The sequence below is a fragment of the Ruegeria conchae genome, from assembly GCF_000192475.1.
Taxonomy (GTDB): Bacteria; Pseudomonadota; Alphaproteobacteria; order Rhodobacterales; family Rhodobacteraceae; genus Ruegeria; species Ruegeria conchae.
Window position 1 is genome coordinate 414,708 of the sequence record NZ_AEYW01000013.1, and the last position, 24,008, is coordinate 438,715.

General features: G+C 55.4%; 26 protein-coding genes. 12 read left to right on the plus strand and 14 right to left on the minus strand.

Annotated elements, in window-relative coordinates:
* Nucleotides 1-36 precede the first annotated feature (36 nt).
* Nucleotides 37-738 (plus strand): DUF1223 domain-containing protein, encoded by a 702-nt coding sequence (locus G7G_RS0113980; RefSeq protein WP_010442055.1) that lies wholly within the window; start codon nucleotides 37-39, stop codon nucleotides 736-738.
* On the opposite strand, the gene G7G_RS0113985 is transcribed toward G7G_RS0113980, so the two are convergent.
* The 4 genes from G7G_RS0113985 to purB form a co-directional block, all read right to left on the minus strand.
* Entirely contained in the window at nucleotides 739-1,662 is a 924-nt protein-coding gene (locus tag G7G_RS0113985) for a lysophospholipid acyltransferase family protein (protein ID WP_037321539.1), read from the minus strand.
* Between the two features lie 85 nt (nucleotides 1,663-1,747).
* The gene (locus tag G7G_RS0113990; RefSeq protein WP_238528801.1) at nucleotides 1,748-2,842 is read right to left on the minus strand and encodes a flagellar motor switch protein FliG; all 1,095 of its coding nucleotides are present in this window, start codon (nucleotides 2,840-2,842) and stop codon (nucleotides 1,748-1,750) included.
* A 66-nt stretch (nucleotides 2,843-2,908) separates the two neighbouring features.
* A complete protein-coding gene (locus G7G_RS0113995) occupies nucleotides 2,909-3,451 on the minus strand; it encodes a tetratricopeptide repeat protein (RefSeq protein ID WP_010442058.1) in 543 nt (180 codons plus the stop codon).
* A gap of 374 nt (nucleotides 3,452-3,825) precedes the next feature.
* The gene (gene purB / locus G7G_RS0114000; protein WP_010442059.1) at nucleotides 3,826-5,130 is read right to left on the minus strand and encodes an adenylosuccinate lyase; all 1,305 of its coding nucleotides are present in this window, start codon (nucleotides 5,128-5,130) and stop codon (nucleotides 3,826-3,828) included.
* Nucleotides 5,131-5,218: 88 nt separating this feature from the next.
* On the opposite strand from purB, the gene G7G_RS0114005 reads away from it, so the two are divergent.
* The 6 genes from G7G_RS0114005 to G7G_RS0114030 all read left to right on the plus strand — a co-directional run bounded on the left by G7G_RS0114005 (nucleotide 5,219) and on the right by G7G_RS0114030 (nucleotide 8,209).
* The gene (locus G7G_RS0114005) at nucleotides 5,219-5,551 is read left to right on the plus strand and encodes a hypothetical protein (protein ID WP_010442060.1); all 333 of its coding nucleotides are present in this window, start codon (nucleotides 5,219-5,221) and stop codon (nucleotides 5,549-5,551) included.
* A complete protein-coding gene (locus tag G7G_RS0114010) occupies nucleotides 5,548-5,970 on the plus strand; it encodes a DUF6314 family protein (protein WP_010442061.1) in 423 nt (140 codons plus the stop codon). Before G7G_RS0114005 ends, G7G_RS0114010 begins: the two co-directional genes overlap by 4 nt.
* Before the next feature lie 75 nt (nucleotides 5,971-6,045).
* Nucleotides 6,046-6,633: a biotin transporter BioY gene (locus G7G_RS0114015; protein ID WP_010442062.1), complete on the plus strand. Its 588-nt coding sequence runs from the start codon at nucleotides 6,046-6,048 to the stop codon at nucleotides 6,631-6,633.
* Between the two features lie 139 nt (nucleotides 6,634-6,772).
* Nucleotides 6,773-7,330, plus strand: coding sequence for a hypothetical protein (locus G7G_RS0114020; protein ID WP_010442063.1), 558 nt, complete (start codon nucleotides 6,773-6,775; stop codon nucleotides 7,328-7,330).
* 10 nt (nucleotides 7,331-7,340) lie between these two features.
* A complete protein-coding gene (locus G7G_RS0114025) occupies nucleotides 7,341-7,691 on the plus strand; it encodes a hypothetical protein (protein WP_010442064.1) in 351 nt (116 codons plus the stop codon).
* A 239-nt stretch (nucleotides 7,692-7,930) separates the two neighbouring features.
* Nucleotides 7,931-8,209 (plus strand): hypothetical protein, encoded by a 279-nt coding sequence (locus G7G_RS0114030; protein ID WP_120981142.1) that lies wholly within the window; start codon nucleotides 7,931-7,933, stop codon nucleotides 8,207-8,209.
* A 12-nt stretch (nucleotides 8,210-8,221) separates the two neighbouring features.
* On the opposite strand, the gene G7G_RS0114035 is transcribed toward G7G_RS0114030, so the two are convergent.
* Entirely contained in the window at nucleotides 8,222-9,436 is a 1,215-nt protein-coding gene (locus G7G_RS0114035; protein ID WP_010442066.1) for a bifunctional alpha/beta hydrolase/OsmC family protein, read from the minus strand.
* A 255-nt stretch (nucleotides 9,437-9,691) separates the two neighbouring features.
* On the opposite strand from G7G_RS0114035, the gene G7G_RS0114040 reads away from it, so the two are divergent.
* Nucleotides 9,692-9,886: a hypothetical protein gene (locus G7G_RS0114040; RefSeq protein WP_010442067.1), complete on the plus strand. Its 195-nt coding sequence runs from the start codon at nucleotides 9,692-9,694 to the stop codon at nucleotides 9,884-9,886.
* Nucleotides 9,887-9,889: 3 nt separating this feature from the next.
* Here the strand turns inward: G7G_RS0114040 and dddP are convergent, their stop codons facing one another.
* Complete coding sequence (gene dddP / locus G7G_RS0114045) at nucleotides 9,890-11,233, minus strand: dimethylsulfonioproprionate lyase DddP (protein WP_029622004.1); 1,344 nt, start codon at nucleotides 11,231-11,233, stop codon at nucleotides 9,890-9,892.
* A 124-nt stretch (nucleotides 11,234-11,357) separates the two neighbouring features.
* Between dddP and G7G_RS0114050 the strand changes: the two genes are divergently transcribed.
* On the plus strand, nucleotides 11,358-12,221 hold the full coding sequence (locus G7G_RS0114050) for a heme-dependent oxidative N-demethylase family protein (protein WP_029622005.1): 864 nt from the start codon (nucleotides 11,358-11,360) through the stop codon (nucleotides 12,219-12,221).
* Here the strand turns inward: G7G_RS0114050 and G7G_RS0114055 are convergent.
* The 5 genes from G7G_RS0114055 to G7G_RS0114075 all read right to left on the minus strand — a co-directional run bounded on the left by G7G_RS0114055 (nucleotide 12,137) and on the right by G7G_RS0114075 (nucleotide 16,645).
* Entirely contained in the window at nucleotides 12,137-13,048 is a 912-nt protein-coding gene (locus tag G7G_RS0114055; protein WP_238528802.1) for a hypothetical protein, read from the minus strand. The genes G7G_RS0114050 and G7G_RS0114055 overlap by 85 nt on opposite strands.
* Nucleotides 13,049-13,245: 197 nt before the next feature.
* The gene (locus G7G_RS0114060) at nucleotides 13,246-14,040 is read right to left on the minus strand and encodes a lytic murein transglycosylase (protein ID WP_029622007.1); all 795 of its coding nucleotides are present in this window, start codon (nucleotides 14,038-14,040) and stop codon (nucleotides 13,246-13,248) included.
* Between the two features lie 65 nt (nucleotides 14,041-14,105).
* Nucleotides 14,106-14,753, minus strand: a complete 648-nt coding sequence (locus G7G_RS0114065) for an MSMEG_1061 family FMN-dependent PPOX-type flavoprotein (RefSeq protein ID WP_010442072.1) — start codon at nucleotides 14,751-14,753, stop codon at nucleotides 14,106-14,108.
* A 105-nt stretch (nucleotides 14,754-14,858) separates the two neighbouring features.
* On the minus strand, nucleotides 14,859-16,265 hold the full coding sequence (gene glnA, locus G7G_RS0114070) for a type I glutamate--ammonia ligase (protein ID WP_010442073.1): 1,407 nt from the start codon (nucleotides 16,263-16,265) through the stop codon (nucleotides 14,859-14,861).
* A 41-nt stretch (nucleotides 16,266-16,306) separates the two neighbouring features.
* Nucleotides 16,307-16,645, minus strand: a complete 339-nt coding sequence (locus G7G_RS0114075; RefSeq protein WP_010442074.1) for a P-II family nitrogen regulator — start codon at nucleotides 16,643-16,645, stop codon at nucleotides 16,307-16,309.
* 170 nt (nucleotides 16,646-16,815) lie between these two features.
* Here G7G_RS0114075 and G7G_RS0114080 point away from each other — a divergent pair, with 170 nt between their 5' ends.
* The 3 genes from G7G_RS0114080 (at nucleotide 16,816) to tig (ending at nucleotide 21,357) form a co-directional block, all read left to right on the plus strand.
* Nucleotides 16,816-18,408, plus strand: a complete 1,593-nt coding sequence (locus tag G7G_RS0114080; protein ID WP_029622009.1) for an NAD(P)H-hydrate dehydratase — start codon at nucleotides 16,816-16,818, stop codon at nucleotides 18,406-18,408.
* A 307-nt stretch (nucleotides 18,409-18,715) separates the two neighbouring features.
* The gene (locus tag G7G_RS0114085; protein WP_029622010.1) at nucleotides 18,716-19,840 is read left to right on the plus strand and encodes a porin; all 1,125 of its coding nucleotides are present in this window, start codon (nucleotides 18,716-18,718) and stop codon (nucleotides 19,838-19,840) included.
* Nucleotides 19,841-20,025: 185 nt separating this feature from the next.
* Nucleotides 20,026-21,357 (plus strand): trigger factor, encoded by a 1,332-nt coding sequence (gene tig / locus G7G_RS0114090; RefSeq protein WP_010442077.1) that lies wholly within the window; start codon nucleotides 20,026-20,028, stop codon nucleotides 21,355-21,357.
* Nucleotides 21,358-21,455: 98 nt separating this feature from the next.
* Here tig and G7G_RS0114095 read toward each other — a convergent pair whose 3' ends face one another.
* The 3 genes from G7G_RS0114095 to G7G_RS0114105 form a co-directional block, all read right to left on the minus strand.
* On the minus strand, nucleotides 21,456-22,310 hold the full coding sequence (locus G7G_RS0114095; RefSeq protein WP_010442078.1) for an acyl-homoserine-lactone synthase: 855 nt from the start codon (nucleotides 22,308-22,310) through the stop codon (nucleotides 21,456-21,458).
* Between the two features lie 119 nt (nucleotides 22,311-22,429).
* The gene (locus G7G_RS0114100) at nucleotides 22,430-23,131 is read right to left on the minus strand and encodes an autoinducer binding domain-containing protein (protein ID WP_010442079.1); all 702 of its coding nucleotides are present in this window, start codon (nucleotides 23,129-23,131) and stop codon (nucleotides 22,430-22,432) included.
* Between the two features lie 280 nt (nucleotides 23,132-23,411).
* Nucleotides 23,412-23,897 carry a lytic transglycosylase domain-containing protein gene (locus tag G7G_RS0114105; protein ID WP_010442080.1) on the minus strand — a complete coding sequence of 162 codons (486 nt, stop codon included), beginning with the start codon at nucleotides 23,895-23,897 and terminating at the stop codon, nucleotides 23,412-23,414.
* Nucleotides 23,898-24,008: the final 111 nt, after the last annotated feature.

Consider the following 24,008-nt stretch of genomic DNA (forward strand, 5'->3'; position numbering starts at 1 on the left):
ATGCTTGTTGGTGCTCACAAAAAATCGAGAGAACCCATGCTCAGATCGGCCACCGCATCCGCGTTTGTTTCGCTCTTTCTTGCTGTCTCGGCTGAGGCGCAAGACGATCCGGTGGTGGTCGAATTGTTCACGTCACAAGGTTGCTCATCCTGCCCGCCTGCAGACCGGATCATGCATGAACTGGCCAAGCGAGATGATGTGATCGGACTCGCGCTGCATGTCGACTATTGGGACTACATCGGGTGGAAAGACGAATATGCCAATCCCGATCATACAGTGCGACAGAGGGCCTATGCGCGCGAAGGTGGGCGGACAATGATCTATACGCCGCAGATGGTTGTGAATGGGCAGCAGGACGTGGTTGGGGCCAAGTCATTTGAACTGAACCGATTGATCGACGCGCACCTGACCGCAGCGCCCCAAGCCGAGGTTAGCGCCACGCGTACGGCTAACGACGTGACTGTGGACGTTGTCCCGGTCGAGTTGGCGGAAGGTGAAACCTATGATGTGCGGGTCGTGCAGTATTCGCCGATGCGTCACGCCTCGATCCGGCGCGGAGAACTGGCTGGGCACGAACTGGATTATGCGAATGTGGTTGAGAACTGGCAGGTGGCCGGTCACTGGGATGGCCAAACACCGAAGAGCTTCACTGCGTCGCTGTCATCGGATTTGCCGGCGGTAGTTCTGATCCAACGTACAGAGCATGGTGCGATCGTCGCTGCGGCAAGAGTCGAGTAATCAAGGCATATCTTTGGGTTGAACGCCTAGTCCACGCCAGGCCTTCCAGCGGCGGTGAATCCAGAACCATTGCCCCATATGTTGACGCACCATCGCTTCCAGATCGTCATTCGTGAACTGGGTCATGGTCTTGGGATCGGTATGGGGGACCGGATCATGCAGAACGATCTCAAAATCGATCCCATTGGGTTGGCGCACCGCATAGCAGGGGATCAGTACAGCCTTGTACTTGATCGCAAGTTCCGCGTTCAGCACCGAAGTCACGGCGGGTTTGCCGAAAAAGGTCAACTCTTCGCCGCCATGCGCATGCAGATCGGATACGATGGCGATAATACCTCCGCTTTTGAGCGATCTGACCATCTCAACCATGCCCCGGCGCCCCTGTTCGAACATGGGGGAACCAGTCTGATGGAATGCTTCGACATACATATCGTTGAAGTACGGGTTAGCCATGCGGCGATAAAGGCAGCCGATGGGTCGACCGCTGCGGGCCTGCAAAGCGACGCGCGCTGCCAGATAATGACCAAAATGCGCAGTGATCATCATCACCGGACGTCCCTCGGCGACGGCGGTATCAAACGCCTGGACACCCGATCCAGAAACTTTGGCCTTGCTTTGCCGATCAATGAAACCATCGGCCGAAAAGTGCTCCATGATCGCGCGTCCAGCATTGTCAGGCACGGCACGGCAGATTCGCTTGACCTCGGCCTCGGTTAAGTCGGGGCAGGTGAGTTTCAGGTTGCGGCGCACACGGGTCCGGAAACCAACCAAAGGCGCAAGCCAGCGAACAATTGCTCCCATTGCGCCGATACGGCGCTCATATGGCAGCAGGCGCATACAGCCGATCACACCGGTCAGAAACAAGTTGGCGATGTAGTATTTTCCAAGCTCAAAGCGGCTCAGTTCCGACTTTTCGACGGGCATGGGGAAGGACACCTGAGTGTTGTGAACTGCGCGCTCAGACATACAGTCCTCATCGTGCGATCACAAGTAGCCGCGCCGGGCCAGATTATTCTTCAGCCTCTTCCGTTTCGACAAGTGTAATCGCGCCTTCGTCCAGAAGGGCGCGAATGGCGGCGACGACCTGAGACATCGCATCCTCGGTATCGGATTGTTTGACTTTGCCACGTTCGGCCATTTCTTCACGCAGATTGTCTGCCATGCGAGAGGACACGTTTGCCAGCAAGAACTCTACCGTTGCAAGGTCTTCGTCGGTGCTGGCCCCGGCAAGTGCGGTGACAAGAATAGGTTGGTCCACGCTGCGCAGAATCGCAGGAATATCGCGGGGTTGGATGCGGGAAGGCACGTGCGAAAAGATGAAGATCGATTGCCGGACGGTATTGGCAAAATCGGCGTCTTCTTCATCCAGCGCGGTCAGCAAACCATCACGCGTCGCCGCAGCGGACTGGTTGAGGATCGCGCCCACACGCTCACCCGGTCCATCCCGAAAGGCGGGCTCGGGTCGTTGATCCAATTGAGCAGCCAAGGACCAACCAATCCGCTCAACCGCCTCAGGCGTCACGTTGGCCGTTTTCGATACCGCATAGGTTATCCGCCGCGCCGTGGGGCCGGGCAGGTGGCCCAGCAACTGGGCGGCCTTGGCGGTTTCGAGTTTTGACAGCATAACAGCTGCCACCTCTGTGCTTTCCGCTCTGGCCATCTCGGCCAGATTTTCTGCGGATACCTCTCGCAAGCGTTGCCATGGGTCACCGATCTGGCGTACCCCCGCCACCTTGCGCAACCGGGCAGCAGTGGCCGGTGCAATTTTGCCATTCACGGCATCCAGTGCGCCCGCCAACCCATGTGGAAATGAGAGACCGACACCATCAAGCGCATCGGCAAATTCCTGTGCGACAGCGGCGAGCGTCACTCGGTCAACCAGTCCCATTTGACCCAGTTGATGGGTCAACTGCTCCTGCAGCAGGTCAGGCAGTTCCTCAAGCGGGATATCCGCGCCTTCGTTCAGAAGAAGCCGTACAACAACCGCAGCCTTTTCCCGATTGCTGAGATTGCGAGGCACGACGCGTGGGGCGTCGTTCTCTTGGTCGGCCGCCGAGGACTGAGCACCCGGCGACATCTGTACCATTAGGTTCGTATCCTGCATCTGCCTGCATTGCCAATATTGCGTTACAGGTAGTTTAGGTAGACTCAGGTAAAGAAACCCTGAAACTCAGTAGCTATAGGTCAGCCCGGTGCGAATAGCCTCGCGCAGCGATGCTTCGGCCCAAGTACCTTCACCGCCGCGCGCCTTGATCTCGCGCCATTGCGCTATGGCTAGTTCGTTCTTTCCCTCGGCGACAAAGCCCTGACCCATATAGCTACGGGCGAGAATGTTATCAGGGTTGGTTTCGATGGCTTTCTGATAGAAGGTGTTGGCCAGTTCCAACTCACCCATTTTGCGATAGGTGAAGCCCCAATAGGTCTGCACCCGATCGTCACCTTGGTTCATGATACGCAGAATGCCCTGCGCGTTCTCATATTGCCCGTCATAGGCCAACTCACGCACGGCGTCATACAACTGATCGTCGGAGAACTTGGATTTGTCTGGTTTAACACAGCGCCCTGCAGACTCGTCGTAAACCCGACCAAACAGGCACTTCTTGGTGGTATTTGTCGGCTTGGGTGGGCTGCTATCACCACCACCCGCAGCAATTGCCATGGGTGCGAAGGTAAAGGCCTGAAGAGCGATGGCCGAGGCTAGTACGAGACGCATGTTCCTACTCCATTGTCAAAGTGACTTGTTACAATCATAGCGTGATCTACAAAAAAGCTAACGATTGACAGATCGCTTTTATTCACAAGCAGGAAATAAAAATGTCAGCTATTGACGATTTTCATGCAGCTTTGGCTTTCGCTGTCCCATGTCGTGCCTTCCGCACAGGACTGGGTTTGCTTTGCATGACCGCTGCAAGCAAGCCCGGCGGTGCCTGCGCAAATCAAAGCAATTGCACATAGAGCAGTTCTTAGCATCGTGTTTTCCTTTCGCGGAAAAGATGCCAGCAGATTAACCGAGTTTTGCCAATCTGGCAAAGAAACAAGGCCCGTCCTGAACAAACAGGCCGGGCCTTGCTTAAATCCGGTCCGGACTTATTCGCCGAACACGCGCGCGAAAATCGTATCAACGTGTTTGGTGTGGTAGCTGAGATCGAATTTCTCTTCGATCTCTTCGGGGCTCAGCGCGGCGGTGACATCTGCATCGGCCAGCAGTTCCTCTTTGAAGTCGGTGCGATGCTCCCAAACTTTCAGGGCATTGCGCTGAACCATGGAATAGGCATCCTCGCGGCTGACACCCGCCTGTGTCAGCGCCAGAAGAACCCGCTGGCTCATCACAAGGCCGGGGAACTTGTTCATGTTTTCAAGCATGTTCTCGGGGAAGATCAGCATCTTGTCGATCACCCCTGTCAGGCGGGCAAAGGCAAAATCCAGAGTGATGGTGGCGTCCGGCCCGATCATACGTTCGACCGAGGAATGCGAGATATCGCGTTCATGCCAGAGCGCCACGTTTTCCATCGCTGGGATCACTGCTGCACGCACCATGCGCGCCAGACCGGTCAGGTTCTCGGTCAGCACAGGGTTCTTCTTGTGCGGCATGGCCGACGAGCCCTTTTGGCCCATCGAGAAAAACTCGGCCCCTTCCAGCACCTCGGTCCGCTGCATGTGGCGGATTTCGATGGCGATGTTTTCGATGCTGCTGGCGATCACGCCCAGCGTGGCAAAGAAGGCCGCGTGACGGTCGCGCGGAATGACCTGCGTGCTGATCGGCTCGGGCACCAGACCCAGTTTGTCGCAGACATGCTCTTCGACCTGCGGGTCGACATTCGCGAAGGTCCCAACCGCGCCGCTGATCGCGCCGGTGGCGATTTCCGCTCGGGCGTCGCGCATGCGGGACAGGTTGCGATCCATCTCGGCATAGAAACGCGCGAAGGTCAGGCCCATGGTAGTCGGCTCGGCGTGGATGCCGTGGCTGCGACCGATGCGGATCGTGTTCTTGTGCTCGATCGCCCGGCGCTTGAGGGCGGCCAGCAGGCCTTCGAGATCAGAGATCAGGATGTCAGCGGCACGGGTGAGCTGCACGTTAAGGCAGGTGTCCAACACGTCGGAGGAAGTCATGCCCTGATGCACGAAACGGGCCTCTTCGCTGCCCACATGTTCGGCCAGATGAGTCAGGAAGGCGATGACGTCGTGCTTGGTAACGGCCTCAATCTCGTCGATGCGGGCAACGTCGAATTCCACGTCCTTGGCTTTCCACACCGCCTCGGCGTTTTCACGCGGGATCACGCCCAGATCGGCCATGGCGTCGCAGGCATGGGCCTCGATCTCGTACCAGATGCGGAACTTGCTCTCGGGCGACCAGATGGCGACCATCTCGGGGCGGGAATAGCGGGGAATCATTGGCGGCAGCACCTTTTTGTGATTGGGATGAGGCGTTGGCGCGGGGTTTAGCCGCGCATTGACCAAGGAACAAGGCGCGAGTGCTGGGATGAGACGGTTTGCCCTGATTTTATTGCTTTGGCCGGGAATTTTATCCGCCGAAGAGTTTCGGCGGCTGACAGCGGATGAAATACTGATGGCGCTCATGGGCAAGAAACTCGACTACGGTGAGGGTATCAGCCAGACCTTCGATGACAGCATGCACACGCAGTACTTTTCAGGTCGCCCAAGCGCGGGGCGCTGGGCTGTGCGTGAGGATCGATATTGTTCGGTCTGGCCGCCATCTGATATCTGGGCTTGCTACGATGTCGAGCAAAGCGGAGATACGATCCGATTTGTAGATGATGCAGGCAATACGACTGACGGAACCTTTGTAAAGTGAACCTACCCAGGAATATTGCGGATTTCCAAGGGGTTTGGAGCCTGACACGCCTCATCCGGGATGAGCGCGCGGGCCATATCATTCAGGCGGATGGTCAGGCAGAGTTGCAGCAAGATGCGCTGGGGTTGGTGTATGACGAGACGGTCACGCTTCGCATCCCGGGGCAGCCTGCAATGACGGGAACGCGTCGATACCTTTGGCATGATGCTGGGGATCAGATTGCCATTCACTTCGACGATGACCGGTTTTTTCACGCACTCAAGCTAGGTCAGCCCCGCGCCGAGGACCACCACGATTGCCCGCCAGACAGCTATGATGCAGTATATGATTTCTCGGGATGGCCGCGCTGGACTGTCCGTTGGAAAGTGTCCGGACCGCGAAAATCCTATGAAATGGAGACCAAATACGCGCTGCGATAGCGTAATCATCTTGCAGCAACGCTTCGGAACGGGCATTGCTGCAGTTGCAAATAAGTCCGAATGTGGAGAAATGAGATGAACGCAAACGTATTGGCCAATGCTTTTGGCCCGCGTGAGGGGACGGCGCTGCGCGTCAAGCAGGTGGCTCTGGTTGCCCTGGGTATCGTTGCTCTGGCTGTTGCTGCCAAAATCAAAGTGCCGATGTGGCCGGTTCCGATCACCATGGGCACATTCGCCGTTCTGACCATCGGCACCGCTTATGGCGCGCGCCTTGGCCTGATCACGATGCTGGGTTACCTGCTGGTTGGCGCTCTGGGCTTTGACGTGTTTGCGGGTTCCTCGGCCGAAAAATTCGGCCTGACCTACATGATGGGTGGCACCGGTGGCTATCTGGTCGGTTACCTGATGGCGACCATTCTGCTGGGTGCACTGGCCGCGCGCGGCTGGGATCGCTCGGTTGGCAAGCTGGCGCTGGCGTTGGTACTGGCCAATGTGCTGATCTACGTGCCGGGCCTGTTGTGGCTGGGTCAACTGTATGGCTGGGACAAGCCGATCCTGGAATGGGGTCTGACACCGTTCCTGCTGGGTGACGCGATCAAGCTGGCGCTGGCCGCTCTGCTGATCCCCGGTCTGTGGAAGCTGCTGGGCGACGCACGCACCTGATAGCGCGCTCTTGCGCAAGACACACCCGCGTTCGGAGCTTTCCGGGCGCGGGTTTTTTATTGTCTGCAGAATAGGATACTGGACAAAGTCAATCTGCGTGGGCAACCTGAGACCAGAAAACTGATCAGGTTATTGAGATATGCGTATTTTGTTAAGCTTGGCGCTTGCTGCAAGTGCCGTGACTTGGTTGGCTGTAACGCCTGTGCAAGCCGACACACCGGTGACCTACACCGATGAAGGGCGCGCCCTGTTCCGCTTTGAGGTTCCCGACTTCTGGACATTGCGCACCGGTGGCCCGCGTGAGATCGAGGATACCAATCTGGGCGATGCCCGTGCGGTTTCGCGCGTCATGGGGATCAGACCGGTGACTGACGATAATGTCTGGATGGGGTTCGTCTCACCATCGCGGGTTTCAAGCATTCAGGGCGGGCTGCGCTATCTTGAGGATATCGACAAATTCCTCGTCAAAGACCCGACCGTGACCAGTAAGAGCGATACAAGGATTGGTGGGCGGCCTGCCCAGGTTATTCGAGGCACCGGCAATCGAGATGGGCGCGGAGTGAACTTTACCGCCACCGTGATCGACCTGCCGCGCGACCGTGTGGCCATTGGGGTTGCGATCCTGCGGGACGGGGCCGACCCGTCTTATGTTGATGCCTTGAACGCCGTTTTCGCGTCGTTCCGGTCTTTGCAGTAAGGAGGCCTGGATGACACGCAAAGTGATAAAACGCTCAGTTTTGGCGCTGGGACTGGGGGCTGCAACCTTCACATTGTCAGCCTGCGATGGCGTAACGGTCGGGGTAGGGTATGGCGTCGGCTATGACCCATTTTACGATTCGATGCTGTGGAATGACTATTACCACGATCACGATGTAGACGTGGACGTGGATATTGATCGGCCCGACAGACCCGACAGGCCTGACCGCCCGGTGCGCCCGAACCCGCCGCAGCGGCCCAAACCTCCAGTCGCCAAACCACCTTCGCGCCCGCATCCCCCAGTGGCGCGCCCCCCGGCGGCGCGGCCGCCGATCCATCGGCCGTCTCCAAGACGTCGCTGAAGAACTCGGGGCAGATTGGTCAGCCCCGACCCGATCGGGGATTGGTACGTTAGGCCCCACAGATTATGCGAATTGCAAATCCGTGATAGAGTGCAAATTGGGCGGGCTTGATTTAGAAGTTCCGTAATAACAACCGCATCGAATGTCACAGCCCGCTCGACCTTTGCCAAAAGGAGTCGACGATGCTGACTTAAGAACAGCTAAGAGCCTTTGCAGCCGCGTTCTGCGGTATCCTGATTGTGCCCAATATCGGTCTACCGAACCCGTTTCGCATAAACCTGAATGCCAGGGCCATACCCGAAGATATTATGGACGAGATCGAAGATGATATGGGCGACTTTGGATTTGCCGCTCATCCACGCGGACCGTTTGGAAAGGATATCCGCGACGCCCTTATGGAGATTTCGTTCGATCAGAGGGGATGCGTCTATTCGATCTCTGTTGTCGGTGGGGTCAAGCGCGGTCTTGGCGCTACCAGACGCCGAGAGACGCACTCGACAGATTGGAAAGCGCCCTGATCCAACCGCAATTTACTGCAGAAGTTCAGTCGTGATATGGGCCGAGCCTTCAAGAGTTCTGTGAACAGGACATTTGTCGGCAATCTCCAGCAGCTTGGCCTTCTGATCCGCGTCCAGCGGGCCCTCCAGCCGAATTTTACGGCGAAACTGATCGACCTTGCCTTCGCTAGCAAGCCCGGCATCCTGCGCGTGAACTTTATCATGACAGACATCGACCGTGATACCTGTCAGCGGCCATCGCTTGCGGCGGGCATACATGCGAATGGTCATCGAGGTACATGCCCCCAACCCGGACGACACGAACCCGTAAGGTGACATGCCCCGATCCGAACCACCATAAGATGCGGGCTCGTCCGCGACCGCGTGATGACGCGGGCCCGACTGAATGTCCTGCAGAAAACCCGACGGGTCTGCCTCGGTCACGCGGACGACACCTTCTGGTGCCCCAGGTGGCGGGGCCGGAGGGCACAGCTTGACATAGCGGGAAACCCAGGCGGTGATGACATCAGCCGCATAATCCGCATCTTGCGCACGCGTGATCAGGTGGTCGGCATTATCGAGTGTAACAAAGCTTTTGGGATGTTTTGCCGCCATGAAGATGGTGCTGGCATTGTCAATACTGACCGTACTGTCGCGTGGTGCGTGCAGGATCAGCAAGGCAGCTTTCAGTTCAGCAATGGCCGGAGTGAGCGCGGTTTCTGAAATATCTTCAACAAACGCCTTGCCAATGCGGAACGGACGCCCTCCCAACGACACTTCGGCGCTGCCTTGAGATTCGATTTCGGGCAAGGCGGCCTCGAAATGGTGGGACACATGGCCGGGGTCGGCGGGTGCGCCGAGCGTTACCACGGCTTTGATTGACGGAATTCCTGCGCGTGCTCGCAATACGGCAGCGCCACCAAGCGAATGGCCGATCAGAAGCGACGGTGCCATATTACGGCCCGCAAGGTATTCTGCGGCTTTGATCAGGTCCTCGACATTCGAGGTGAATGTCGTATTGGCGAATTCGCCGTCCGAGTGACCAAGGCCGGTAAAGTCGAACCGCAGGACCGCGATGCCCATCGCCGCCAAGCGCGCCGAAATTCGCCGTGCTGCCGGAATGTCTTTCGAGCAGGTAAAACAGTGTGCAAATAACGCCGTCGCCAGAACCGGCCCGTCTGGCAAATCCAGGCGCGCGGCCAGTTGGCTGCCGTCGTGACCGGCAAAGGTAATGCGTTCGGTGGGCATGATTATTCCTAGGTTGTCAGGTTTCGACAATACTGTGCGCTGGGGGCGGGCGGCTCAACCCTTGTGTCAGCTGCGTCACGGGAAGGTGAGAGATCGGGAAGTGATCTTATCTGGGCACCAAGTTCTTTTACAATTTTCGTCAAAGAGCCCAATAAATCAAAAATGGTGATGTGTTGCCGTAAAAATATTCATTTTACTTATTTGCTGTCGCCTCCCAACTAATAGTCATTCCAATGACTCACTGTGGAGACCAAAATGGCACATTCGACACCTGTACCTCTGAGTCCGGCAATTCGTCCCGGAGTACTGATTGCGATCCTGCTGACGGGTGCAATCGGTTTCGCGCTTGGGCAAACCTGGCCACTGAGCACCTTGCCCCAAGAAACACAGATCATCACCGCGCCCGAGGATTGGCACGGTAACGTCAAACGATCTCACTGGTCGAAATAGCGCTTAGTTTGCGCCCATCAACTGTGCGTCGAACGGATACTTGGTCAGGTTTTCGTAGCCGTCTTCTGTAATCAGCACCTGATCTTCCAGCTTGATTGAGAAGTCGCCACCTACCTCACCAACCGCCGCTTCGACGCACAGCACCATTCCTGGTTCAAGCGGGTAGTCATAGGCCCCTTCCACCGCCTTGTCTGGATAAGCCACCAAAGGCCATTCGTCGCACAATCCCACGCCATGCATCAGGCAACCATATTTCTGTGCCTGGAATTTGTCGTCCAGCCGGTGTGCATTTGCGGTCAGTTCTGGGATCATGACGCCCGGTTTCAGCATTTCCATATTGGTCATGATATGCTCGTGCGCGTGCTGCATTGCATAAATCATGTCAGGCCGTGGCTTTTGATCGCCGATCCACCATGTGCGCGAAATGTCGATGCAAATGCCGTATGATCCGATCAGGTCGGTATCGAATGCGATGATCTCGTTCTGTCTCGTGATACGTGGGCCACATTCCTGAAACCATGGATTGGTACGCTGGCCCGAGGCCAGAAGCCGGGTTTCGATCCACTCGCCTCCGCGTCGAATATTTTCAGCATGCAAAACAGCCCAGATGTCATCCTCAGAGGTCTTACCATCCCCGACATTGGCACGTGCGAAGCGCTCCATTTCGGCCACCGCGGTTTCACAGGCGTGGCTGGCACAGCGCATGGCGAGGATTTCGTCAGGGCCTTTGACAGCGCGGGTTTTCTCGGTGAGCTCTTCCCCCTCCATAACTTCAAACCCTTGCGCCTCAAGCGCGCGCAGGCCGTGCAACATGATCTTGTCTACACCAAGTCGCTTATTTCCGCCGCCATGTTCCTTGATCAACACGCGCACTTCGTTCGAGAACACATCCGCCGCGATATCGATTTTGTCGCCCCGGTCGAAATAGAACAGATCCGCACCCGAGCGTTGCTCGCGCACCAGCGGGTTGAACTTCGACAGGAAAGGAGAGTTTTTGTAGTCCCAGATGACCATATAGCCATCTGCGCAAACCAACACCGCCCGGAACGGATTGTGAGTGTTCCAAAGCTGCATATTGGTGCTGTCGGTCGCGTAGCGAATGTTGAGGGGGTCAAACAGCAAGACACCACCCCAGCCACGTTTCACAATGGCTTGGGTTAATCGCGACCAGCGGTATTCCCGCATCCGTTCGAGATTGGGCAGGCTCAGCCCTGCTGCCGTCCATTCATCAAAGGCCAGCTGGGTCGGTCCGATTTCGATCCGATCATTGTCATTTGGGGTTCCATCGCCGAGAGTGGTACCCTTGGTGGGATCAATCTTACGGGTGTCGCGATAGGGTGTGTTCACGGGCGGGCCTTTCTGCTTGTCAACCCAGCCTGCAAAGCCAAAGACGATACGTCTCGAAAGTTTGCGACTGTCTAGAAGTCGCTTTTTGACCGGCAAAGCCAGTTTGGGATGCTATGCCTCAGTCATGACGGAGATATTGCAGCATTCCATCCCCCACAATCCGCTTGCCCCAAACCCGCTACCTGGGATCAAGCCGGCTGATCCTAACAACTGGTTGCACCAGGACGATGCCTTTGCGGCTCAGATGCAACGGCGGACAGATTTGTTGGAAGAGCGGACGTTAGATGTTCTGGCCCTGAGCCCCGAAGCATCGAAGCCCGCGCAGGAGTTGCTTGAATTGGTTCTTAGGCAAGCCTACCCGGGCGCTTCCGATCAAGTTGTTAGGCCAGACGGGATCAAGGTCGAAATTGATCGGGACCACCCGTTGGAAACGCTTTGCCAATTGGTACAGGAAGATTTCTGCATATTGCAGAAGCACGGAGATGAGCATGTACTTACAGGCGCGATCCTGTGCTTTCCTGCAAGCTGGATGTTGTCCGAAAAATTCATGCGCCCACTGACCGGAATTCATGAACCCGTGGATGTCTACGACGCAAACATAGCACGTAGGGTTCAGCGTTTATTTGATGGGATTCAACCGAACCGCCCGCTGTGGCGGTTTAATGCGCTTTGGTATCATGACGCTGAACTGTTCCAGCCACGCAGTATTGCGCAAAGACGTGCGCCACAGAACGAAAACACCGCCCGGTATCTGCGCAGCGAACGACAAACTCTCTTGCGTTTACCACAAACAGGCGCGGTGGTATTTGCCATCCACACATACGTGATGGTGGCGGAGCAGGTCTTAGAATTGGAAACCCCGCCTGATGGCGGGGTTTCCAAGGAGGGTCTTGGGTCGTTTGGTTACATGCCTAGGGCGCTTGCGACCTCGCCAAAAGCATTTGTAAGGTTCAGGCCGAAAATCGCGGTTGTAAATGCCAACACCTGAGTGTTGAGGCGAAAGTCCTCACCGCGGATCAGATTGACAGCCGCCAAGGAAACGGCAACCGGGGCAGATATGCTGGCAATCGCGCCTGTCATGCCCCAACTAGTCAGCCTAAGGATATCGCTTGGGCGATCGGTTTCCTCAGCGCTGTCCTGAGAAAGGTTTGCCGACGGCGACGGATCGGTTTCAGTGCGAAACGCGATACTGAGGAGTTGGTCATCGCTCAGCTTTATTGGGCGCGGCTTGCTCTGGGTTTTGGTATCCAATTGCACTGGATTGGGATCGGGCAAGTCGAGCCCGGCAAATGGACCGCTGATCGCTTCGAAAATCTGTTTACGATTTCGGGAATTGCGGGGGCTGATCGAGTCGAACGCGCTCATGAATTGTTCAATCGTCAGTACTGTATTGGGCGATAACCATTCAACCCGCCGGGTCGTACAGATATCGACCATGCGGTAAAGCATCACAACCAGCATCAGCTCTGAAATTTCGCTATCATCAAGCAGCTTTGAAACTGGACAAATTGTAATCGTCAACCGGTTGTCTGGGGGGGCTACGACACGACGCGCCTTGGTTCTGAGACCCGCAGTTTTGTCCATCCGTTCATGGTGGCTGTGTTCAACTGCCTTGGATTCTGAATCAAGGGTCAGACGCACAAGATACTGGCTGCAGACGATGCTAGCCTCGGACGCGCTGAGAAGCGTCTTGCGCTCGACCAGATGGCCATAATCCGCGAGTGTGGTGGATACGACATCGCAAACGCGTTCAAGCGCGCCATCCGCAGAGCCGTCGAACTGGAGACCGCCGTGGTACATATGCTTCGAAGTCACAGCATGTTCCTTTGCCGTAATAATCTTCACAACAATGTAGCAACCGAAATGGTGCAAATTTTGACGAAAATGCAAAAAAGTCAGAGATTTCCATCATTGATTACACTTTGGAAACCAAGAAAAACGCGGTTTTCTTTAATATATGTGGCGAGAATGTGGCTGAAATCGGATCTGCCGGGCCAGATAAGTTGGTCGACTCAACCGTCGATTCGAGCGGCCATAATAGCGATGGATTGCTGATAAACAGTGGCGGCATTCCACTGTTGAATAACCGCAAAATTCGGCTCGCCGGATTGGTAGCCACGTCCTGGCTTCCACCCATTCTTACGTAAGAAATTTGCAGTTGAGGCAAGGGCGTCGGTCATGTTGTAGAAATCGACCCGACCATCACCCGTTGCGTCCACGCCATAGGTCAAAGCATTGCCAGGCAAAAATTGCGTATGACCCAGCTCGCCATGTTTTGCCCCTTTTGTCGCCATCGTGACGCTTCCTTGATCGACCAATTTTAGCGCACCAATGGCATGCGGGATAAAGAACTCGGATCGGCGACAATCATAGGCCAATGTTGTGATTGCGGAAACAACCTGGCTGTCGCCCATGAAGTTACCAAAGCCGGTTTCCATGCCGTGGATGGCAATCAGAACACCCGCGGGCACCCCGTATTGGCGCTCCAGAGCAGCATAGAATTGCGGGTTGCGCGCCTTACGCTTACGTCCCCGCGCGACGATGGTATCCGCTCCGCGAATTTTCATGAACTTGTCCAGCGAGTATTTGAAGCTTTTTTGATTGCGATCAGCTGCAATGGTGCGGGTCGCGTATTGGGTCTGCGCCAATGCCTGCAGGCCTTTCTTTTTCACCCCCGCACGCTTGGCCGTTTTGGCGAAGTCGGCTTTCCAAGCCTCAAATCCGCTACCGGTATTACCGCATGGGGCCGTGAACGCCATCGAGGGCATGAGAATAGCGATAGCAACGCAGGTGCAAATTCTAAGCATGAAGGAAATCCGATTGCAGATTAACTGCTTCAGCCTAAGCTTTGATCGCTGTCGGGCAAAGCGGTTTAATACAGATCAAGTTCACCTGTGGTTTTCAGGGTTTCGAACCACTCGTCCGGGGTTTTATCGATCTTGGCATGCTTGACCATCATCGCGTTCATATTGGGAAGATGCGAAGAATCCGGCCATTCCTCTGGCTGCCACAGGTTCGAACGGATGATGCATTTGGGGCAATGCGCAAAAACGGTGTCGACATGGATCAACAATGCCAATTTGGGCATGTGACCTCCTACAGTCATGGTAGAAAGCAGTTCAGAATCCGCACAAATCCTAGCGGTGCCCCGAAGCCGCAGCGTTTCCATTTTTCCGGGGACTAAGAAGATCAAACTAACGCGCGGGTCCTTCAGAACGTTGTGAAAGGTATCTACGCGCTTGTTTCCGGGGCGGTCGGGCAGGGCGATCACCGTGTCAGAAATGATGAATGTGAACCCTGCCGGGTCCCCACGCGGAGAAATATCTAGATAGCCGGACGGGTTCGCCGACGCGATGAGGCAGAAAGGTGAGGTTGCGATAAAGTCACGGCACATCTGATCCAGCGCCGGAAGTTCTTTGTCGATGATCTGAGGCAGGGGGTGCCCGCAAATCTGTTCGAGTTCGGCTTCTGAGGTCACGAGACTTGCGAACTCTGAAAAAGGTGAAGCATCGACGGGCATGCGCGTTCCTCCTTTGGTGCTGGTTCAGCGAGTGTGGAAGATCGCGTCAAACGAAACAAGGGCGCCCCGAAGGGCGCCCTTGAAACAGTCCGATATGCTATTGGATCAGCAGCTGTAGTACATGCCGTACTCAACCGGGTGCGGTGTGTGCTCGTAGGTTTCGACCTCTTCCATCTTCAATGCGATGTAGCCGTCGATTTGGTCTTTTGTGAAAACGTCGCCCTGCAGCAGGAAGTCGTGATCGGATGCCAGAGCTTCCAGAGCCTCACGCAGCGATCCGCAAACGGTCGGGATGTCGGCCAGTTCTTCGGCGGGCAGATCGTACAGGTTCTTGTCCATGGCTTCGCCCGGATCGATCTTGTTCTTGATGCCGTCCAGACCGGCCATCAGCAGCGCAGCAAACGCCAGGTAGGGGTTTGCGGCCGGATCGGGGAAACGAGCCTCGACGCGCTTGGCTTTCGGGCTTTCGGTCCACGGGATACGGACACAACCCGAACGGTTACGTGCCGAGTAAGCGCGAAGAACAGGAGCCTCAAAACCCGGGATCAGGCGCTTGTAGCTGTTGGTTGCTGGGTTGGTGAAGGCGTTCAGGGTTTTGGCGTGCTTCAGGATACCACCGATGAAGTACAGCGCTTCGTCCGACAGGTCGGCGTATTTGTCGCCCGCAAACAGCGGCTTGCCGTCTTTCCAGATCGACATGTTCACATGCATGCCGGTGCCATTATCACCATAGATCGGCTTGGGCATGAAGGTAGCCGACTTGCCATAGGCGTGCGCCACGTTGTGGATGACGTATTTGTACTTTTGCAGCTCGTCGGCCTGCTTGGTCAGGCTGTCAAAGATCAAGCCCAGTTCGTGCTGGCACGACGCGACCTCATGGTGGTGCTTATCGACCTTCATGCCCAGACGCTTCATGGTTGACAGCATTTCCGAGCGCAGATCCTGTGCTTCGTCAATCGGGTTCACGGGGAAGTAACCGCCCTTGATGCCCGGACGATGGCCCATGTTGCCCATCTCGTATTCAGTGTCGGTGTTCCAGGATGCGTCGGTCGCATCGACTTCGAACGATACCTTATTGATGCTGTTCGAAAAACGAACGTCGTCGAACAAGAAGAACTCAGCTTCGGGGCCCATATAGGCAGCATCGCCGATTCCGCTGGATTTCAGGTAAGCTTCGGCCTTCTGCGCGGTGCCACGCGGATCGCGACCATATGCTTCGCCAGTGTCAGGTTCAACGATCGAGCAGTGCAGACACAACGTCTTTTCGGCATAGAACGGATCGATGTAAGCCGAGGTCGTATCGGCAATCAATTTCATGTCCGAGTTCTCGATCGACTTCCAGCCCGCAATGGACGAGCCGTCGAACATGAAACCTTCCTCCAGGAAGTCTTCGTCAACCAGATCAACGTCCACGGTTACGTGCTGCAGCTTGCCACGCACGTCGGTAAAACGAATATCGACGTAAGCGACGTCTTCTTCGCGGAGTGTCTTGAGCACTGCGTCTACGCTCATTCCATTGGTCCTTCTGATAGATATGTTTGTATTCGGATGATTTAGAGTGCGTCTGGACCGGTTTCGCCGGTGCGGATGCGAACAGCTTGTTCAACCGGTGAGACAAAGATTTTGCCATCGCCGATTTTGTCTGTTTTGGCAGCGGATATGATTGCTTCGATGGCAGCGTCAACCTGATCATCTTCAAGCACTACATCGACTTTTACTTTGGGTAGAAAGTCGACGACATATTCCGCGCCGCGATAAAGTTCGGTATGGCCCTTCTGGCGTCCGAAGCCCTTGACCTCGATCACGCTCAGACCTTGAACGCCCACGTCCTGCAGCGCTTCTTTCACTTCGTCCAGCTTGAACGGCTTGATGATCGCTTCGATCTTTTTCATTCCGGCTCACCTTGCATGGTTGTCTTGAAGGCACTGATCACGTCTAAGATTGGGCGGCAATCTGATTGCTGTGTTGCAGGCTGCCAGAAACAGTGAAAGCGATCATTGGATCAAATTTTGATCGCTGTGCACAAAAAGTAATCGAATTTGAATCGCCTGAGGGGCCAGAGATGACGAAACTGCTGACCGCTGCGCAAATACGCCTCATCGAGACCACCGCGATTGGTCTTGGGCAGGCGACGGGTCTTGAGTTGATGGAGCGCGCAGGACAAGGCGTTGTGGCCGCGATTTTTGAGGAATGGTCAGACTTAGCGAAATCCGGTGGTCGCGCGGTGATATTAAGTGGCCCGGGCAACAATGGCGGAGACGGCTTTGTGGTCGCGCGGTTGCTGCAAGGGCAGGGGTGGCAAGTCGAAGTGTTGCTCTATGGTGACCCTGCCAAATTGCCACCGGATGCGCGCGTAAACTATGAACGGTGGGAAGGAAGGACGCTTGGCGTGGCTGATTTTGGTAGGGCTGAAATTCAGCATCCTGACCTTTCCATTGATGCATTGTTTGGCACCGGATTGACGCGACCAATCGAAGATCCGGTTTTGTGGGAATACCTATGGGCGCATGATGATGCGGAAGACGCATGGGAAATGCGCAGGCAAGGTGGTGGAACCGATATCGTACCACCACGAACAGTCGCAATTGATCTGCCTTCAGGTCTCTGCTCGGATTCAGGCAAAGTTATTGGGGGCGCCTTTGCACAGCATGGTCGCCGTTGCGCACGGTCCGCCCTGACCGTTTCATTCCACGCGCGAAAGCTTGGGCATGTTCTGAGTGAGGGTCCATCTCATTGCGGTCGGCTGGTCGTGAAAGATATCGGATTGAATCGGGATGATGGAGGGATTGAGGCGGCAACTTCTGTCGAAGCGCCATCTGGCACTCATCTCTACAAAAGTGAGCACAGCCATAAGTACTCGCACGGTCATGCGCTTGTGCTGTCGGGCGGCGTCGGCAAAACCGGGGCCGCACGTTTGGCAGCTCGAGCGGCGCTGCGGATAGGGGCGGGGTTGGTGACACTGGGTGCGCCACCTGCCGCGCAAATGGAGATCGCGAGCCAGATCACCGCTCTGATGCTGAAGCGGGTTGATGGGGCAGGGGACTTACTTGAAACTCTGCAGGATGAGCGGTTTAACGCATTGTGCCTTGGACCGGGCCTGGGGGAAACGCGATCTCGGGAATTGGTGCCGGTTGCACTAAGCGCAGCGCGGCCGACTGTGTTGGATGCGGATGCCTTGTCAGCGTTTGCCGAAGAACCGGGGGCGCTATTAGAACTGCTGCATGAAAGATGCGTGCTGACGCCGCATACAGGAGAGTTCGCGCGTTTGTTCCCGGATATCGCAGAAAAGCTGAATGAAGTGCCCGCCAAGGGCCCGGCATTCTCTAAGGTTGATGCGGCTCGTGAGGCTGCGGCGCGAGCTGGATGTTGTGTATTGGTGAAAGGGCCTGACACGGTCATTGCCACGCTGGACGGGCGGTGCTCGGTCAATTCTGCACATTACAACCGGGCGGCCCCTTGGCTTGCAACGGCCGGATCGGGCGATACGTTGGCCGGCTTCATCACCGGATTGCTTGCCCGTGGGTTCGAGCCAATGCAAGCGGCAGAAACGGCGGCCTGGCTGCATGTTGAATGCGCTCGGATATTTGGGCCAGGCTTGATCGCCGAAGATTTAGCCGAGCAGTTGCCCGCCGTATTGCAACAGATTGAAGTATAAATGGATCGGCGGTTAATGGCCGATCACAGCCCAAAGCGGCGAATTTATGCCGCTGCGTCCCGCCAGTCGCATAGCGGCTGTTTGCAGTATGCAACGATCAGCGTCACAATTTTCTTGCATGGTTATTAGAGTCGCTTCTGGGACTCGATCAATGAATTGAAATTAATGCAGAATTCTTGCCTTCGACGCAGATACCTGTGGCGATAAAGCAATGAATGCGGAACTTGAGCCGGGTATCATTGGAAATGCAGGAGCCGATGAGCATTTGAGCAGTATCAAACTTAAAGAACCATCTACGGTGAATGACATGACAGTGAATTATAAACTGACTTCCTTAGCAGCAGCTTTTGCTGCAACAACCGCGATACCTGCCGCCGCCGAACTCAAATATGAAAACAACACAGGTGGTTATGTGTTGCTATACGGGCAGCTGCACCCTGCGTTGATCTCGGTCGATGATGGAGAAGACACCGAGACCCGCGTGTTGGACAACGACCTTTCGAATAGCCGGGTCGGACTTGAGCTGTTACAGCCTTTTGGGAACAACGATTTCACATTCCGGCTGGAAACCGGATTGGGACTTCCGAATTCAAGCGAGTGGAACCAGTTGGGCACTGATTTCAGCGGTTGGACTCGCGAAGACATCCGGCATGTAGATTTCGCTCTGGCGGGTGACTGGGGTAAATTCTCTGCTGGTCAGGGCAGCATGGTGGCGGACGGTGCCGCCGAAGTGGACCTGTCCTATGTCGGGACCGCGCTGTATTCATTCACTAATGACGAGAACGGCGGTTTTTTCTATCGCGGCACTGACGGTTTCCTAAGCGATATCACCGTAGGCGATTCCAGCAGCAACTTTGACGGCGCGCGTCGTGGCCGTGTTCGTTATGATACACCCGAGTTCAGTGGATTCACCGCTGGGCTGGCATATGGTCAGAACATCCTGTCCAGCAGCGATGACGATGACTATTATGATGTTGGCCTCAGATACAACAACACCTTCGGTGGCGGGGTCGAGTTTGCTGCAGCCATTGCTTACTCGGTTCGTTCGGCTGACGATGGATCAGGGGATCGCAAGGATACCATCGGTTCCGCGTCCGTTCTGCTGCAGAGTGGGTTGAGCTTCACCGTCGCTGCGGGCACGCGCGACAATGATGCGGACGGTGCGTCTGATCCGAACTACTTCTATGGAAAGATCGCGTATGAAGATCAGTGGGTCTCCTGGGGCAAAACCGGTATCGGGATCGACTACTATTCGGGTTCGGACTTCGTGAATGACGGGTCCAGCACAGACGCTTGGGGCATCGCTGTCGTTCAGCGTATCGACAGCATCAATACAGATGCCTACCTGAAATACCGCAATCACGACTTCGAAGATGGCGCTTCGTTCGACAACAACGAAGCCTGGGTGTTGGGCGCCCGCTGGAAGTTCTGAGCTCTTAACTCTGTAATGACCAAACGCTCCGGCCTGCGCCGGGGCGTTTTTTCGTCTGTGATATGGGCAAAACGGGGCTGAAAAGGCCTTTGCCTCTTGCACGCGGGCGGCTGGGCAAATAGAAGGCGTCAAATTTGCCCGGCGCGCCCGTTTTGCGCGCCCCGAATCCTATGGGGACTACCATAATGCAGGTTACCGAGACGCTGAATGAAGGTCTGAAACGCGGGTACAACATCGTTGTGACCGCTGCCGAGCTGGACAACAAGGTCAACGAAAAGCTGACCGAAGCGCAGCCCGAAGTCGAGATGAAGGGCTTCCGTAAAGGTAAAGTGCCGATGGCGCTGCTGAAGAAGCAGTTTGGCCAGCGCCTGCTTGGCGAAGCGATGCAGGAAACCATCGACGGTGCGATGAATAAGCACTTTGAGGACAGCGGCGAGCGTCCTGCACTGCAGCCTGAGGTCAAGATGACCAACGAGGACTGGAAAGAAGGCGATGACGTAGAAGTTGCTATGTCCTACGAAGCACTGCCCGAAATTCCAGAGGTTGACCTGAAATCGGTCGAGCTGGAGAAGCTGGTTGTCAAAGCCGATGACGCAGCCGTTGAAGAAGCGCTGAACAATCTGGCCGAGACCGCCCAGAACTTTAAAGCGCGCCGCAAGGGTTCCAAAGCCAAGGATGGCGACCAGATCGTTTTCGACTTTGTTGGCAAGGTTGATGGCGAAGAGTTCGAAGGTGGTTCGGCTGAAGATTACCCGCTGGTTTTGGGCTCGAACAGCTTCATCCCTGGCTTTGAGGAGCAGTTGGTTGGCGTAAAAGCCGAGGAAGAAAAGGACGTGAACGTCACCTTCCCGGAAGAATACGGTGCCGAGCATCTGGCCGGTAAAGACGCCGTATTCACCTGCACCATCAAAGAAGTGAAAGAACCGGTTGCAGCCGCGGTTGACGACGAACTGGCAAAGAAATTTGGTGCCGATGATCTGGCTGCTTTGAAAGAGCAGATTGGTGAGCGCTTGGAAGCGGAATATGCCGGTGCGTCGCGTGCGGTTATGAAGCGCGCGCTATTGGACGTGCTGGACGAGAAAGTTTCGTTCGACCTGCCGCCCTCATTGGTGGAAGCCGAAGCCAAGCAGATTGCACATCAGCTGTGGCACGAAGAGAACCCTGAAGTTGAAGGCCACGATCATGATCCGATCGAGCCCACCGACGAGCACAACAAACTGGCCGAGCGCCGCGTTCGTCTGGGCCTGTTGCTGGCAGAGCTGGGTCAGAAGGCCGAGGTTGAAGTCACCGATGCCGAGATGACTCAGGCGATCATGAACCAGGCACGTCAGTACCCAGGTCAGGAACGTCAGTTCTTTGAGTTCGTGCAGCAGAACGCTCAGATGCAGCAGCAATTGCGCGCGCCGATCTTTGAAGACAAGGTTGTCGACTACATTGTCGAGCTGGCTCAGGTCGCAGACAAAGAAGTCAGCAAAGACGACCTGCAAAAAGCCGTTGAGGCACTGGAAGAGGAATAATCCTCTTCCTTCTCCCAGCCTGGGGCCACAAAAAAAGCGGAGCCGTCTGGAAATTAGACGGCTCCGCATGGGTGGCTTTGTACTATGAGGTGAGGGGGTCAGGCCTCATGAGCAAAAGCACGGGGGGTCTGTAACAGAGCGGTCTTTTGCTCTGGGGTGAATGTATCGGTCAGCGCTTCGATCAGATTCAGCACTGCCTGTCTTTCCAATTCCGTCTTGGCCGCACTCATCTGTTCGACAAAATACTTCTCAAGATCAGTGAGCGGTTTGTGGTCGCGGTTTGCCGGGTTGGCAGTCTCTGCCTTTTTTGCCTCAAAGAACTCCAATGCCTTTTCTTCTTCGATAAAGACATCGTGGTGGATGTCAGCAAATTCTCGAAGGCCCGAAATCCTTTCCTCGGAGCAATCCAACAGGGCTGCCATCGCCGGCACTTTGCCCATCGGTACTGTTTCGCCAACATAGTCGTAGGGCGCACAGTTCGAGCGTTTGAGGACGCGGTTCATGACCGGGTCGATGACGGTGATGATGTCTTGAATACCTGCGCTGCGGCAATATTCCAGTGATCCAATCATCAACTCACAGGTCGCATATGAGACCGAGTTTTTCTCTTTCCCTCGGGTCAGTCGCTGCGTATCGACACAGAAGCGGGTCGATTCCCACATGGTCGCACCGCGCATTGGTGCTTCGCCGCATAGGATATCCGAGAACACATCCGAAAGCATGTGTGGACCAGTGGTCTGGAGTGCACGTACTGCGGCCACGACGTTCCCCTCATCGTCGAGACCGATTACATATGCAGGATCCAGATGATCGAATTGATCGATTTCTTTCCCATCTTGGATGTTAACGTCCCAACCAAGCCGCCCGCCAAAAACCCGAGCGCGCAGTTCGAACATATCGTCAAGAACTTCGGTGAACAGATGTCTGTTCAGCCCATCAACTACCAAAATCATGTTAACCCCCTTCGAGTGATCTGTCTGTGGATAAGACGTTACTCGGTTTCCACAGCGAATCTATTGGGGGTTTCCCGTAATATTGGCTTTTTTTAGCCCAATTTTGGCAAGATTTGGCTTTATCCTGGGTAGATTAAGCCGATTCCGATGGCGCGACCGACGGCCTGCGGAGTCGTCAGTGCATTAAGCTTTTCGCGAGAAGAGCGCAAGTGCACCTCAACCGTACGGTGCGAAATCGACAGAATATCGCCGATATCCTGCTGTGATTTGCCTGCTGCAGCCCATTGCAAAATCTCCAACTCGCGGCTGGAGAGGGTCGGGTGGTACAGCATTCGGCTGATTGTATCCGACGTCATGACGTTGTCATGAATGTGTACGGCCAAAGATTGCAGGTCACTTATCACGTTGGGCACCAGTTTCTTCCACTCTTCCCGGCTGCATTCACGCACGGCGCTGAGCAGGCCGATATCTCCGTACGGCCCGCGCACAGGAATCGTAATGCCCTGATCTGGAATGCCAAAATCATGTGCATCACGAAAAACGCGCTGGAAATCTTTGCCCCGTTCAAGACGACTCCAATCTACGGGCGCGATGCTACGTTGACTCATGTGCAACGTCGGATCGATCAGATGCAGACCTTGTTCTTGATAATGAGCTTTCCAGTCATCGCTATAGGTCACATGGCCGTGGATGGTTCCTGCGGCAGGGTTCATGCCAGCATAAGCGGCATGGTCCATTTCGTATTTGTCACAGACTTGGCGCAGGAACTCGTCATACCGAGTATCCTGTTCTGGAAGGGTGCTGAGATCAACAATATCCATACGGCAACGACCAGCTAGACCCGAGTGAGCGGGCGGATCCCTTTTTCCAGGAAAAAAGATACTGTCTTCCCTGACGTCAACAAGGACACCACATTTCCCACATCATGACAAGAAGCTAGGGGAAATGTCTGCCTTTTAAAGGGAAATGTGCCATTGGTGCACATCTTTATGGCGTCCTTTGCTTAGGTCAATGTCAGATTTGTGGTGCCCATTCCGAAGTTTATCGGGTGTTTGAGTGGTTATGCGCATACTTTACGAGGTGAATGCGCATTAATAACGTCTATTTTGTGGCGGAAACTAGACCAGTTTCAACTAGCATACCCCTCTTCTTAGCTTCGGGGTAGTACCCTTTCGCATAGAGAAAAATAGCGCGCTGTTGATCGCCGTCCGACAATAGCCACGCGCCGCGTAGGTATTTACCTGCAAATTCCAAGTTTGTGTCTGCGTCCAGCAATCCCTGGGCATTACCTGCATAGCCCATAGATCGCGCGGTCGCAGGCAGGATTTGCAGCAGCCCATAATAGGGGCGGTTCACCGCCCAGGGGCGATGTGTGCTTTCGCGGATGGCAAGTTTGTGCACCAACTCTCGTGGAAGCTCATAGTGATCGGCCCATTTGTTGATCGAGGCACGCAGTTCCGGCGTCTCATTGGGATAGAGGGGCGGGTCGGAGGTGTCGGTGCCACCTGAAGCGTTTGGGCCACCACAGGCGGCAAGTGGCGCAATGAGCAACAAGGTCAAAACGCTGCGGCGAAGGAGAGGGGTCATATATATGCTCCTGATATCGAAGGGCGATGATATGAAACCTTCGCCGGTCCGCAAGTCTAGGCGATCAATCGGGCTAAATCTTGCTGGTGGCGATAAGAAAACAAAAAAGGC